The sequence below is a fragment of the Guyparkeria halopsychrophila genome, assembly GCF_044582135.1.
Classification (GTDB): domain Bacteria; phylum Pseudomonadota; class Gammaproteobacteria; order Halothiobacillales; family Halothiobacillaceae; genus Guyparkeria.
This window is the reverse complement of record NZ_JBDODP010000002.1, coordinates 42,603-55,123: the sequence shown is the minus strand read 5'-3', so window position 1 is coordinate 55,123 and position 12,521 is coordinate 42,603. Positions and strand designations below refer to the sequence as shown.

Annotated in this window: 12 protein-coding genes; 5 read left to right on the top strand and 7 right to left on the bottom strand. The window is 64.9% G+C overall.

Features of this window, described 5'->3' with window-relative positions:
- Window positions 1–42: 42 nt before the first annotated feature.
- A complete protein-coding gene (gene ilvA, locus ABGV18_RS01260) occupies window positions 43–1,566 on the bottom strand; it encodes a threonine ammonia-lyase, biosynthetic (RefSeq protein ID WP_449728390.1) in 1,524 nt (507 codons plus the stop codon).
- Between the two features lie 175 nt (window positions 1,567–1,741).
- Here ilvA and rpiA point away from each other — a divergent pair, with 175 nt between their 5' ends.
- The 5 genes from rpiA to aroE all read left to right on the top strand — a co-directional run bounded on the left by rpiA (window position 1,742) and on the right by aroE (window position 6,466).
- The gene (rpiA, locus tag ABGV18_RS01255; RefSeq protein ID WP_396584466.1) at window positions 1,742–2,407 is read left to right on the top strand and encodes a ribose-5-phosphate isomerase RpiA; all 666 of its coding nucleotides are present in this window, start codon (window positions 1,742–1,744) and stop codon (window positions 2,405–2,407) included.
- A 9-nt stretch (window positions 2,408–2,416) separates the two neighbouring features.
- Window positions 2,417–2,929, top strand: coding sequence for a putative ATP-dependent zinc protease (locus ABGV18_RS01250; protein WP_396584465.1), 513 nt, complete (start codon window positions 2,417–2,419; stop codon window positions 2,927–2,929).
- Between the two features lie 95 nt (window positions 2,930–3,024).
- Window positions 3,025–4,599, top strand: coding sequence for an inactive transglutaminase family protein (locus ABGV18_RS01245; RefSeq protein ID WP_396584464.1), 1,575 nt, complete (start codon window positions 3,025–3,027; stop codon window positions 4,597–4,599).
- The gene (locus ABGV18_RS01240) at window positions 4,599–5,579 is read left to right on the top strand and encodes an alpha-L-glutamate ligase-like protein (RefSeq protein ID WP_396584463.1); all 981 of its coding nucleotides are present in this window, start codon (window positions 4,599–4,601) and stop codon (window positions 5,577–5,579) included. The genes ABGV18_RS01245 and ABGV18_RS01240 overlap by 1 nt, the downstream gene beginning before the upstream one ends.
- Before the next feature lie 11 nt (window positions 5,580–5,590).
- Window positions 5,591–6,466, top strand: coding sequence for a shikimate dehydrogenase (aroE, locus tag ABGV18_RS01235; RefSeq protein ID WP_396584462.1), 876 nt, complete (start codon window positions 5,591–5,593; stop codon window positions 6,464–6,466).
- 99 nt (window positions 6,467–6,565) lie between these two features.
- Here the strand turns inward: aroE and ABGV18_RS01230 are convergent, their stop codons facing one another.
- Genes ABGV18_RS01230 through ABGV18_RS01205 form a run of 6 tightly spaced genes read right to left on the bottom strand, consistent with a single transcriptional unit; the run spans window position 6,566 to window position 12,481 of the window.
- A complete protein-coding gene (locus ABGV18_RS01230) occupies window positions 6,566–7,006 on the bottom strand; it encodes a DUF2802 domain-containing protein (RefSeq protein WP_396584461.1) in 441 nt (146 codons plus the stop codon).
- The gene (locus tag ABGV18_RS01225; RefSeq protein ID WP_396584460.1) at window positions 7,003–7,494 is read right to left on the bottom strand and encodes a chemotaxis protein CheW; all 492 of its coding nucleotides are present in this window, start codon (window positions 7,492–7,494) and stop codon (window positions 7,003–7,005) included. Before ABGV18_RS01225 ends, ABGV18_RS01230 begins: the two co-directional genes overlap by 4 nt.
- 36 nt (window positions 7,495–7,530) lie before the next feature.
- Complete coding sequence (locus ABGV18_RS01220) at window positions 7,531–8,433, bottom strand: chemotaxis protein CheW (RefSeq protein WP_396584459.1); 903 nt, start codon at window positions 8,431–8,433, stop codon at window positions 7,531–7,533.
- A complete protein-coding gene (locus ABGV18_RS01215; RefSeq protein WP_396582161.1) occupies window positions 8,433–9,269 on the bottom strand; it encodes a ParA family protein in 837 nt (278 codons plus the stop codon). The genes ABGV18_RS01220 and ABGV18_RS01215 overlap by 1 nt, the downstream gene beginning before the upstream one ends.
- Window positions 9,266–10,342, bottom strand: a complete 1,077-nt coding sequence (locus ABGV18_RS01210; protein WP_396584458.1) for a chemotaxis-specific protein-glutamate methyltransferase CheB — start codon at window positions 10,340–10,342, stop codon at window positions 9,266–9,268. The genes ABGV18_RS01215 and ABGV18_RS01210 overlap by 4 nt, the downstream gene beginning before the upstream one ends.
- Before the next feature lie 3 nt (window positions 10,343–10,345).
- Window positions 10,346–12,481: a chemotaxis protein CheA gene (locus tag ABGV18_RS01205; protein WP_396582159.1), complete on the bottom strand. Its 2,136-nt coding sequence runs from the start codon at window positions 12,479–12,481 to the stop codon at window positions 10,346–10,348.
- Window positions 12,482–12,521 lie beyond the last annotated feature (40 nt).

The following is a 12,521-nucleotide window of genomic DNA, read 5'->3' as shown; positions in this document are numbered from 1 at the left end:
CGCCGAGGCGCGGTTTTCTTTTGGCATCCGACGTCTTGGGCCTTACGCCAGGAAGAGCGGGTAGACCGGGTTGTCGCTCTCGGGCCAGTAGGGATAACGCAAGGCTTCGAGATAGGCGGTCAACTCGCCGACCTCCGCCTCGGGCACCTGGATGCCCACCAGCACCCGGCCGTAGTCGGCGCCGTGATTGCGGTAATGGAACAGGCTGATGTTCCAGCGCGCCCCGAGGTGGGAGAGGAATTTCATCAGGGCGCCGGGACGCTCGGGAAACTCGAAGCGGAACAGCCGTTCATCACGGATGTCCCCGGCATGCCCACCGACCATGTGCCGGCCGTGGAGCTTGGCCATTTCGTTGTCGGTCAGGTCGATCGCGGGCAGCTCGGCGGACTTGAGTTGCTCGAACACCCGCTGCCGGTCGGCCTGCTCCGCGAGTTTGATGCCCACGAAGATATGCGCGCGGTCGGCATCCGCGTAACGGTAATTGAACTCGGTGATCTGACGTCTGCCCAACAGTTTGCAGAAGGCGAGGAAGGCACCCGGACGCTCCGGGATGGTCACCGCGTACAGGGCCTCGCGGTGCTCGCCGATCTCGGCGCGTTCGGCCACGAAGCGCAGCCGGTCGAAATTCATGTTCGCCCCGGAGGCAATCGCCACCAGCGTCTCACCGGAGAGATTGCGCTCGCGGGCATAACGCTTGAGGCCCGCGGTGGCCAGCGCCCCGGCCGCCTCGTTGATGCTGCGGGTGTCATCGAAGATGTCCTTGATCGCCGCGGCCATTTCGTCGGTATCGACGGTGACCACCTCGTCGACCGCCTCGCGGGCGACCTCGAAGGGATACTGGCCGATCTGGCGCACGGCCACGCCATCGGCAAACAGCCCCACCTGATCGAGGATCACGCGCTCGTCGGCGGCCAGTGCCGCGGCCAGGCAAGCGGCATCCGTCGGTTCGACACCGATCACGCGAATCTCCGGGCGCAGGGCCTTGACGTAGGCGGCCACGCCGGCGATCAGGCCACCGCCCCCGACCGGCACGAAGATCGCGTGAATGGGATCGGGATGGTGGCGCAGGATCTCGGCCCCCACGGTGCCCTGCCCGGCAATGATGTCCGGGTCGTCGTAGGGCGGGATGTAGGTGAGCCCCTCGGATTCGATCAGCGTCTTGGCGTGCGCGTAGGCATCGTCGAAGGCATCGCCGACCAGCACCGCCTCGGCCCCACGCCGACGCACGGCATCGACCTTGATCGCCGGGGTGGTCTCGGGCATCACGATCACGGCGCGCAGCCCGAGCGTCTGGGCCGCCAGCGCCACGCCCTGGGCATGGTTGCCCGCCGAGGCGGCAATTACGCCGCCACCGATGCGGTCCTCGCGCCAGAGCTTGTGGATCTTGTGATAGGCGCCGCGCAGCTTGAAGGAGAACACCGGCTGCATGTCCTCGCGCTTGAGGAGCACCCGGTTACCGATACGTTCGGAAAGCTGGATGGCCGGCTCGAGTGGCGACTCGATGGCCACGTCATAGACCCGGGCCTTGAGAATCTCGTCGAGATAGTCGCGCAACAGGGGCGTCAAGTCCGCACCTCGTGTTAATTGATTGGGTGCCGCTATTCGGCTATTCGGGGGCATTGCCCGCCAAACGGTGCTAGTGATATAGGATAGGAGGTTATCAGAAACCCTGACCACCCTCGGACCCCACGGCATTACGCCGCTCTGGTGGGTCCCGACCCCGACTAGAGTGAGACTGAAAATGAGCAACACCGAACAAGGCAAGAAACTCGCCGCCGCCGCGGCCATCGAATACGTCCCGGCCGGCAGCGTCGTTGGCGTGGGTACCGGCTCGACGGTCAACTACTTCATCGACGAGCTGGCCAAGATCAAGAATCGCATCGAAGGCGCGGTCTCCAGCTCCGAAACCAGCACGCAGCGACTGAAGGACCACGGCATCGAGGTATTCGACCTCAACAGCGTCGACTCCGTGCCGGTCTACATCGACGGCGCCGACGAAGCCAACGAGAACCTGCAGCTGATCAAGGGCGGCGGTGGCGCGCTGACCCGCGAGAAGATCATCGCGCAGCTGGCAAAGAAGTTCATTTGCATCGCCGACGAGACCAAGCTGGTCGACGTGCTGGGCGATTTCCCGCTGCCAGTCGAAGTAATCCCGATGGCCCGCAGCATGATCGCCCGCGAACTGGTCAAGCGCGGTGGTCAACCGGTCTATCGCGATGGCTTTGTTACCGACAACGGCAACCAGATCCTCGACGTGCACAACCTGCGCATCATGGAGCCGGCCAAGCTCGAAGCAGAACTCAACGATCTGCCCGGCGTCGTAACCGTCGGCATTTTCGCCCTCCGGCCGGCCGACGTGCTGATCCTCGGCACCGCCGACGGGGACATTCGCAAGATCGACGGATAACTGTTCCTGATGCACACACGCAATCTCCTGACCCGCACCAGCCATGTGCTTGCGGCCGCGCTGCTGACCCTCGCCATCGTCGCCCCGGCCCAGGCCGCGGACAAGGACATCTTCGGCTACGTCGAGGACATCAAGGTGATGGAACTCGGCTGGGTGATGAAGGCCAAGCTGGACACCGGCGCGACCACCTCCTCGATCGACGCCCGAGCGGTCGAACCCTTCGAGAGGGACGACGAGGAATGGGTCCGCTTCAAGGTGGTCGACCGCGACACCGGTACCGAGAAATGGCTCGAGCGACCGGTCGAGCGCAAGGTAAAGATCAAGCGCCACGAAGGAAAGCCGGATACCCGCTATGTGGTGGACCTGACCCTCTGCGTCGACAACATGGAGATCGAGGAAGAAGTCACTCTCAACAACCGCGACGGTTTCAACTACCCGGTGCTGGTCGGGCGCAATCACATGGCCGGCCGGATCATCGTCGACCCGGCTGAACGGTTCACCGACGACCCAGACTGCAAGTAACTCGCAATCTCTCGGCCGGCCGCATGCCGGCCGTTTCATTCCGGTTGGCTGACCTCCCCCAGCCGCCGCTGCCCATCGGAGTCCAGCCCACCATCATGAGACGCATCCACCTGCTGTTCGTCGTCCTGTTGCTGACCCTGGTGGGCCTGTCGGTGGCGTATTACAAGTACAGCGCCCTGGGCTTCCCCCTCACGCCGGACCGGGAGACGGAGACCTGGACGGTGGAGGCACAGATCGAGGTAAACCCGGGCACGGCCCCGGCCTCGGTCCGGTTCGCCCTGCCCAGCGATCCGCCCCACTACACCCTCCTGGATGAAGGCTTTGTTTCGCGTGGCTGGGGCCTGACCACCCAGTCGAGCGATCGGCAACGCGAGGCGGTCTGGACCAAGCGCAGCCCGGAAGGCAACCAGACCCTGTACTACCAGGCAACGGTCTACCGCGATCAGGAGGAGATCCAGCCCTCACCCTACCCCGGCCCGGCGGCGGCACCGACGCTCGAGGAGCCGCTCAAGTCGGCCGCCGAGTCGTTCGTCGAGGAAATCCGTGCCGGATCGGCCGATATCCAGACCTTCGCGACCCTGCTGGTCAAGGAGGTCAACGCCAGTCGACCGAACGAGAACATCGCCGCGTTCCTCAAACCGGACGCCACCGAGACCGAACGCACCCGCTTGGCAATCAGTCTGCTGGCAATCGCCCGCATCCCGGCGCGCATGTCCCATGGCGTCATGCTGACCGACGAGGGACGCAACCTCGGGCCGACCACCTGGCTCGAGGTCCACAACTCGAGGCGCTGGGTCCCCATCGATCCACGATCGGGCGCGGTGGGCTATCCACGCCAGTTCCTGGTCTGGTGGCACGGGGACCAGCCGGCGCTGATTACCTCGGGCCTGCAGGATGTGGAGCTCACCTTCGCAACCACGCGCAACCTCCGTGATGCCGTCGAGACCGCCCAACTGCAATCGTCGATCGCCGAATCACGGCTGATGGACTTCTCGCTACTCGATCTGCCGATCGATGCCCAGAACACCTACCGCGTACTCTTGCTGGTGCCGTTGGGCGCGCTGATCATCGTGTTGTTGCGCAACCTGATCGGCATTCGCACCTTCGGCACGTTCATGCCGGTACTGATCGCGCTGTCGTTCCGCGAGACACAATTAGTCGGTGGCGTGGTGCTATTCACCCTGATCGTCGCGCTTGGTTTGGCGATCCGCTTCTACCTCGAACGCCTCAAGCTACTTCTGGTACCGCGACTGGCTGCGGTGGTGATCGTCGTGATCCTGTTGATGGTGCTGATCAGCATCGTCTCGCACCGCCTCGGCCTGGATATCGGCCTGTCGGTCGGGCTGTTCCCGATGGTGATCCTGGCGATGACCATCGAGCGGGTGTCGATCGTCTGGGAGGAGCACGGTGCCGGTGACGCCCTGGCACAGGCGACCGGGTCACTGGTGGTAGCGGCACTGGCCTACCTTGTGATGGTCAACACCTACGTGACCCATCTGTTCTTCGTCTTCCCCGAGCTTTTGCTGGTGGTGCTGGCGTTCACGCTCCTGGTGGGTCGCTATACCGGTTACCGGCTCACGGAGCTGTTCCGTTTCCGCGCCTTCAAAACGCTGGCACAGGCCCGTCGCCCCGATCCACCCACGAACGATCGCTCCGGGGACAATCGCTGATGGCCATCAACTGGCCGATTTCGCCCCGCCGGCTCAAAGAGTTGGGGGTGCTGGGCATGAACCAGCGCAACGGCGAATTCATCGCCGAGATGAACGCGCGCCGCTATTACCCGCTGGTCGACGACAAGCTCCTGACCAAGGAGCTGGCCGAGGAGGCCGGGCTCCATGTACCGAAGCTTTACGGGGTGATCAGCACGACCCACGAAATCAAGCAATTGGCCAAACTGGTGGGCATACACGAGGATTTCGTGATTAAACCAGCCAACGGGGCTGGGGGCGACGGCATCCTTGTGATCGACGGCAAGCAGTCGCACGAACCGCTGATCTACCGGAAGAGCTCAGGGATGGCCATCGGGATGGATGCGATGGCTCTGCACATCTCCAACATTTTGGCCGGTGCCTACAGTCTGGGCGGGCGCCCCGATGTTGCGATGATCGAATATCGGGTCCAGTTCTCCCCCTTGTTCGAGAAGATCAGTTTCCAGGGCGTGCCGGACATCCGCACCATCGTCTACCGTGGCTATCCGGTCATGGCGATGGTCCGCCTGCCGACCACCCAGTCCGACGGCAAGGCCAACCTCCATCAGGGGGCCATCGGTGCCGGCGTCGACATGGCCGGCGGGCGAACACTCGACGGGGTTGCCCACAACCAGCACGTCACCCACCACCCGGATACGCGCGAACCCATCAGCGGGGTGGACATTCCCGGCTGGCAATCGTTGCTGGAAATGGCGGCGAAATGCAGCGACATGACCGGGCTGGGCTACCTCGGCGTGGACGTGGTGCTCGACCGGGATCTTGGCCCCTTGATCCTCGAGCTCAATGCCCGTCCGGGCCTCTCCATCCAGGTTGCAAACGGCGAGGGTTTGCGTCACCGTATCGAGCGAATCGATCGGCACGTCGATCATCTGTTGCGCGACGAAACGCCAGCCGAACGCGCCGCCTGGTCGCGCGAGCATCTCGCCCCAATGAACCTGTGACACAGACCTCAATGGCCCCCAACACGCCCCTGTTGTACGCCGTGATCGGCAACCCGATCGAGCACTCGCGCTCGCCCCTGATCCACCGGGCCTTCGCTCGGCAATTGGGCATCGACCTGACCTACGAAAAGATCTGGGCGCCGATCGACGGCTTCGAGGAAACGGTCACCGCCTTCATCAAACGCGGTGGTCGCGGCATGAACGTCACCGTGCCGTTCAAGCTGCAGGCCTTCGATCTCGCCGATCGGCACAGCGAGCGAGCCCAGCGGGCCCTGGCGGCCAATACCCTGGTGTTCCCCGAGAGCGCGGACGAGCCCATTTACGCCGAGAACACCGATGGGGTCGGCCTGGTGAATGACCTGGCCTTCCACGACGTCGATGTCGCCGGCGGTCGAGTGCTGATTTTGGGGGCCGGTGGCGCCACGCGTGGTGTGCTCGCCCCCTTGCTTCACGAGGCCCCGCAGGAGCTGGTGATCGCCAACCGCAATCCCGATCGCGCCCACGGACTGGTCGAGGAATTCAGCGATGCCGCCGGCGACTGCCTGCTCTCCGGTTGTCCGCTGGCAGAAATCGAGGAAAGCCGCTTCGACCTGATCATCAACGCCACGCCGGCGAGCCTGAGCGCCCAGCTGCCGCCCCTGCCGGATGGGCTGATCGGCGCGGGCACGGCGGCCTACGACATGGCCTACGGGGCCGAACCGACCGTGTTCATGGAATGGGCCGAGGCACGTGGAGCGCGGGCGCTCGACGGCCTGGGCATGCTGGTCGAGCAGGCGGCCGAGAGCTTCGCCATCTGGCACGGCAAACGCCCGGATACCGCACCCGTGCGTGAGCAGTTGCGCCAGGCAATCCGCGAGGCTGCCGCCGAGCGCGCCGCCGAGGACTGATCGACATTCGGCTGCCACGACGACAAAGGCCCGCCGATTCGGCGGGCCTTTTGCATTTCTGATGATTGGCTGCCGATTCGGGCAGGGAGGGCGGGCGAGTCAGGGCGAGAAGTGCCGATCTTCCTCGGGACGGTTGACCCGCATCAACAGACGCGCCTCGCTCTCCGACAGACCGAAGTCCTCGATCAGTTCATCGACACTTACCCGCCCCTGCGAGGCCAACCGCAAGGCGTGCCCGAAGCCGGGCTCATCGTCGTCCGAGGCGACGGCATCGATCCGGGCGTTGAGCTGGGTGATGCGCTCGCCCAGCGTCTCGACACGCTCGTCGATCTGATCGATGTGCCGCCCGAAACCCGCCAGCGCAGACTCAAGGCCACGATGCTCGCGCTCGAGGCGCTCCATCTGAGCCTGAAACCATCGTTCACGCGTGAACTGGGCCCGCTTGAGACCTCGGTGCAGGGACAGCGTGACCAGCAGGACGACCAGGCCCAGGATCAGCGCGGCGGCGGCAAGCCAGAGGGGCGGAGGCGATACGATCATGTCGCAGCGATGTCGGAGAGGCTCTTCATGTCGACAAGGATAATCAATTTCTCATCCTGGGGCACGATGCCGAGGATATGACGGGCGCGATCATCGGCCACGGCCATCATGGCCTGATCGACCGCCGTCTGCGGCAGGGCGATCACTTCGGCCACACTATCGACCACCAGACCGACGATCTCCCCCGAGGCCACCTCGATGACCATGATGCGGCTGTTCTCGTCCCAGGCCTTGTCTTCAAGGCCAAAGAAGATGCGCGCGTCGACCACGGTGACCACGTTACCGCGCAGATTGATAATGCCGATAATGGCATCCGGCGCCCCCGGGATGGGGGTGATTTCGGCATCCCGCAGGACCTCCTGAACGTCAAGCACATTCAGGGCGTAGGTTTCGTCGTCGACCGTGAAGTTGACCCAGCGCGACAACGGCCCCTGGTCCTGCGCCTCGAATTCCTCGTCGTACTCTTCCGGGGTCCGGGTCTTTTGCATCGCTTGATTCATCATCTGTTTCACCTCTTGGATCGCCTACCGGGACGCCTTCAGGGCCGCCCGCAGGCCAACCACGTCAAGTACGGCCACGCCCGCCGCCGAAGCCGTGCCGGCAAGCCACGGCCGGCGAGTCGTTCGCTGTGCCTCACTGCGCCACTCCACGGACTTCTCGTGCAGTTCGGGCGGTTGCTCGACACGCTCGCCGGCCACTCCCCACAAGCCGCCCTTGCCCAACAGAAGCACCTCGGTCTCGGCATCGGCGGAGCCCTGCCTGCCCAGGAGCGATGCCAACGACAGGATCAACCGAGGGCGTCCGTCAACGGACAAGGCACCGGCCACCTGGGGGGGCGCCCCTGGCACCGGATCAAGGGCCGGGTCGGGGTGACGCGATTCGATGGCATCAACGGGGATCGCCATCGTCATCCCGCCGATACGCAGCCAGCCCCAGGGGCTGTCCGAAGGACTATCCTCCGCCGCCTGGCTCGATTCGGTGGTGTCGGCCTTTGTGGTGTCTGACTCGGGCGGTGATTCAGCCAGGGTGGCCGGCTCGGGGGCGGTGGTCGGCGCCTCCTGATCCGCCACCTCGAGAGCGGCCGGCTCCGGCACACCCGTCTCGCCAGCGACTGCGCCCATCTCCTCGGACTCGACCGACGCCATCGATGGTTCAACATCGGCGGCGTGAGGGGCCTCGACGGCCGCGGCCCGCTCGGATGGGGCGTTTTCCGGTACCGCCACCGGACTCTCGTCGACCGGCGGCTCGCTGGCAGCTGGCGACTCCGGCACATTGATCACCTTGAGACCGGGGGACTTGCGCGGCGCGCTGCTTTCCGCTGCGTCATCGGCGTCGGGGTCACGCAGCAGACCATCAAGATAGGCCGTGATTGCAGCGTCCTGGTCGACGATCGCTCGCCGGCTGTCAGTCTGTTTTTCGGCGGCCATCAGCGGGACTCCTGCAGACGGGCACCGCTGGCACCCAGTTCGGCAGCCGGAGCCATCGCCTGACCACCGACATGGGCCTCCAGCCAGTGAAGAAATTGTCGATACGCCTCGCTCCCGCGGGCGTCGGGGTGAATCATCGGCAAGGGCTTGCCCTGGCGACTTGCCTCGCGGAACTGGGTGTCGACCGGGATAACGTCGGTCCAGACATCGTCGTGGTAACGATCATGCAGGAGGCGCAGCGTGTCGTGCGAGGCACGCGTACGGCGGTCGAACATGGTCGGCAGGATCACGTATTCCAGCCGGTCACGCCGCGATCGCTGCACCATCGCCAGGGTACGCAGCATCCGCTCGAGCCCCTTGAGGGCCAGAAACTCGGTCTGGACCGGCACGATCAGGAATTCCGCCAGCGCCAGGGCGTTGACCATGGTCACACCCAGGATCGGTGGGCAGTCGATCAGGACGTAGTCGTAATCGTCACGGATCCGGTCGATCGAGCGCTTGAGCACCAGTCCCATGCCGTCACGCATGCCCAGCTGTCGATCCAGGGTTGCCAGGGCCGTCGAGGCGGGCATCAGGCTGATGCCGTCGAACGCCGTGGGATGCACCACGCGCGCCGGGTCGAGCCGCTGACCTTCGGCGGCCGACTTGAACAGCGAGTAGACGCTCGCCCCCGGTGCCTCGGGCTCCATGCCGAAGTAGACCGTCATCGAGCCGTGCGGGTCGAGATCGACCAGCAACACCCGCTTGCCCTCGCGGGCCAAGTGGCCGGCCAGGCTCACGCTCGTGGTGGTCTTGCCCACCCCGCCCTTCTGATTGGCAACTGCCCAGATTTTCATCGCAACGCCCCTCCGATGGCCGCGCCGATCTGCCCCAACGGCAGGATCGATTCGGCCAGGTTTGCCTTGGCCACGGCCGCCGGCATCCCGTAGATGACACTGGTGGCCTGATCCTGTGCCCAGACATGACCGCGCGCCGCGGTGATCTGACGGGCCCCTTCGGCGCCGTCGTCTCCCATACCGGTCAACACGACCGCCAGCAAATCGTCACCGGCAACACGGGCGGCCGAGGAGAACGCCAGGGTCACACTGGGTCGGTAATGTTCCTCGGCCACCGGATCACGCAGGTTGAGTTTGTAGGCGCCAGGCCGACCAGCCAACTCCCCGTGCCGGCCGCCCGGAATGACATAGGCCGTGCCCGGACGCAGCATCTCGCCGTCGGATGCCTCGACCACCCGAATCGGCATGGAGTCGTTCAGCCGCTGGGCGAACGGGCCGGTGAAGGCGCCAGGCATGTGCTGGGCAATCACGATCGGCACGGAGAAGTCCGCCGGCAGCTTGCCGAGGACCGCCGGCACCGCCGCAGGGCCCCCGGTCGAGGCACCGATCACCACCAGCCCCTGGCGACTGAGAAACCCACTCGGCGTGCCGCGGCCGCCACGGTGGCGCCAGTCGGCGGCAGCCGGGGTCGTTTCGTGGCGCACGCTGCCGGGAGAGGATGCCGATCCCCGCTGCGAGCGCAGGGCCAGCATCCGCACCCGTGAACATAACCGCCGCCCGGAGCGGGCCAGCGTATCCTCTGGGTCATCGCCGTTCTTGGGGAAGAAATCGACCGCGCCAGCATCGATCGCGTCCAGCGTGGCCTCGGCACCAGCCTTGGTCAGGGCCGAAAGCATCAGGATCGGGGTCGGGCAGCGTTCGGCAATTTGCCGCACCGCCGAGATGCCATCCATGATCGGCATCTCGACGTCCATGGTGATGATGTCGGGCTTGAGTTCGCAGGCCTTGAGCACGGCCTGGCGACCATTGGACGCCTCGCCCACGACCTCGAGCCGCGGGTCGCTGGAGAAGACCTCCCGCAAGGCGCGGCGAAAGAATACCGAGTCGTCGACGATCAGAAGGCGTATCGGCATCGGTCAGGCCACCGAGCGCAGGCGTTGACGCCCGCGTCCCGTGTTGCGTCGCACCATGCCGGGCAGGTCGAGGATCAGGGCGATGTGCCCGTCACCCGTGATGGTCGCACCGGCAAAACCGTCGACCACGCGCAGCAGCTCGCCCAGCGGCTTGATTACGACTTCTTCCTGACCGATCACCGAGTCGACCACCAGGGCCATCAGTTGCGCGCCGTGCTGGACCATGACCACCTGGTCGGTCTCGCAGCGCGTACCCGGTGTCTCGCCACGCAAGGCCAGCCACTCGGTCATGCGGAACAGCGGCACGGCGCGATCCCGAACGGTGATGGTCGATTGACCGTCGACCACGTTCACTTCCTTGTCGGCCATCTCGAAGATCTCGTTGACCACCGACAGCGGAATGGCGTACTTGCGACCGGAGACGATCACCATCAGCGTCGGCAGGATGGCCAGCGTCAGCGGCACCTTGATGTTGATCTGCGTGCCTTCGCCCTGCGCCGAATCGATACTGATGGTGCCCGAGAGCTTGGTGATCGCGGTCTTGACCACGTCCATGCCCACACCGCGGCCGGAGATATCCGAGATCTGCTCCTTGGTGGAAAACCCCGGATGCAGTATCAGCTCGAAGCATTCCTGGTCGGTGAGGCGCTCGGCGGTCTCGGCATCGACGATCCCTTTCTCAACGCCCTTGCGACGCAACACCTCGGCATCCATCCCCGCACCGTCGTCCTGGATGGACAGGCGAATGTGATCGCCTTCCTGCGCCGCTGACAGCAACACGGTGCCGGCGCGATCCTTACCATTGGCCTCGCGGTCGTCCGGCATCTCGATGCCGTGGTCGACGGCATTGCGCACCAGGTGAATCAGGGGATCGGCCAGCGCCTCGACCAGGTTCTTGTCGAGATCGGTGTCCTCGCCCTCGAGCTCCAGGTTGACCTCCTTGCCCAAGGTGCGCGCAGTATCCCGCACCACCCGTGGGAAGCGACCGAAGACCTTCTTGACCGGCTGCATGCGGGTCTTCATCACCGCCCCTTGCAGGTCGGAGGTCACCATGTCGAGCGTGGCGATTACCGAGGAAATCTCCTCGTTCTCGAAGGTCGTCTTGAGGGTGTTCATGCGGTTGCGCACCAACACCAACTCCCCCACCAGGTTCATGATGCTGTCGAGTCGCTCGGTATCCACACGCACGGTGGTTTCCACCGGCGCCTTGTGGGCTTCTGCCGCCTTGGGGTTGCCCGGCGTTGTATTGCCCTGGGAGTCACTCTGGGGCTTGGCATCGGGCTTGGCCGGCACAGTGGCGGGCTTGGCGGCCGATTGGGGCGGCGCCGGCTTCGAAGCGGGAGCGGCGGGTTCAGCCGGCTTTTCGTCCGCTTCAGGCGCAGTCACCGTCGGCCCCTTGCCCTTGCCGTAAAGCTCGTCGAGCACCGCCTCGAACTCCTCGTCGGTGATCTCGTCGGAATCCGCGGCGCCAGCCGCCTTCTCGGAGACGGCCGCATCCGCTTCTGCCGCCGGGGCCTGAAACTGGCCCTTACCGTGAAGCTCATCGAGCAGGCTCTCGAACTCATCGTCGCTGATCAGGTCCTCACCTGCGTCACTGCTAGCCGCCGGTGCCTCGGATTCGGCCGCGTCCAGGTCGGCCAGCATGCGGTCAAAGGCGTCGTCCTCATCGGCCACTGCCATCGGCTCGTCGGCCGGGGCGTCGTCACTCGGGGCCGGCTCGGCAGGTGTGGTGGGAGTCGGTGCCGCTACGTCCTGATGCCCCAGTGCTTCAATCTCTTTGAGAAATGCTTTCGAGACGGCCTCCGGATACTGACCGCCGCGCAGGGAGTCGAACATGCGATTGAGCAGGTCGATTACCTGCAGCATCACGTCCATGATCCGGCTGTTCATGGTGATTTCGTGATTGCGCAGCAGGTTGAAGATGTCCTCGGCGCGGTGACAGACTTCCACCAATGGATGGACCTCGAGGAAGCCGGCCCCGCCCTTGATCGTATGGAAGGCGCGGAACACCGAGTTGAGCCGGTCCGCGTCATCGGGCGATTGCTCCAGCTCGATCAGCTGTTGATCGAGCCCGTTGAGCAGTTCACCGGCCTCAATCAGGAAATCCTGCAACAGCTCGTTGTCGGCTTCGAATGCCATGCTTGCCTCTCATTCGCTCTGTGACGCCCCAGCGCGGAGC

What these genes read in the sequence shown, in the direction of transcription:
- rpiA (WP_396584466.1), top strand. Translation starts at nt 1,742, where the DNA reads ATGAGCAACACCGAACAAGGCAAGAAACTCGCCGCCGCCGCGGCCATC.
- ABGV18_RS01250 (WP_396584465.1), top strand. Translation starts at nt 2,417, where the DNA reads ATGCACACACGCAATCTCCTGACCCGCACCAGCCATGTGCTTGCGGCC.
- ABGV18_RS01245 (WP_396584464.1), top strand. Translation starts at nt 3,025, where the DNA reads ATGAGACGCATCCACCTGCTGTTCGTCGTCCTGTTGCTGACCCTGGTG.
- ABGV18_RS01240 (WP_396584463.1), top strand. Translation starts at nt 4,599, where the DNA reads ATGGCCATCAACTGGCCGATTTCGCCCCGCCGGCTCAAAGAGTTGGGG.
- aroE (WP_396584462.1), top strand. Translation starts at nt 5,591, where the DNA reads ATGGCCCCCAACACGCCCCTGTTGTACGCCGTGATCGGCAACCCGATC.
- ABGV18_RS01230 (WP_396584461.1), bottom strand. Translation starts at nt 7,006, where the DNA reads ATGATCGTATCGCCTCCGCCCCTCTGGCTTGCCGCCGCCGCGCTGATC.
- ABGV18_RS01225 (WP_396584460.1), bottom strand. Translation starts at nt 7,494, where the DNA reads ATGCAAAAGACCCGGACCCCGGAAGAGTACGACGAGGAATTCGAGGCG.
- ABGV18_RS01220 (WP_396584459.1), bottom strand. Translation starts at nt 8,433, where the DNA reads ATGGCCGCCGAAAAACAGACTGACAGCCGGCGAGCGATCGTCGACCAG.
- ABGV18_RS01215 (WP_396582161.1), bottom strand. Translation starts at nt 9,269, where the DNA reads ATGAAAATCTGGGCAGTTGCCAATCAGAAGGGCGGGGTGGGCAAGACC.
- ABGV18_RS01210 (WP_396584458.1), bottom strand. Translation starts at nt 10,342, where the DNA reads ATGCCGATACGCCTTCTGATCGTCGACGACTCGGTATTCTTTCGCCGC.
- ABGV18_RS01205 (WP_396582159.1), bottom strand. Translation starts at nt 12,481, where the DNA reads ATGGCATTCGAAGCCGACAACGAGCTGTTGCAGGATTTCCTGATTGAG.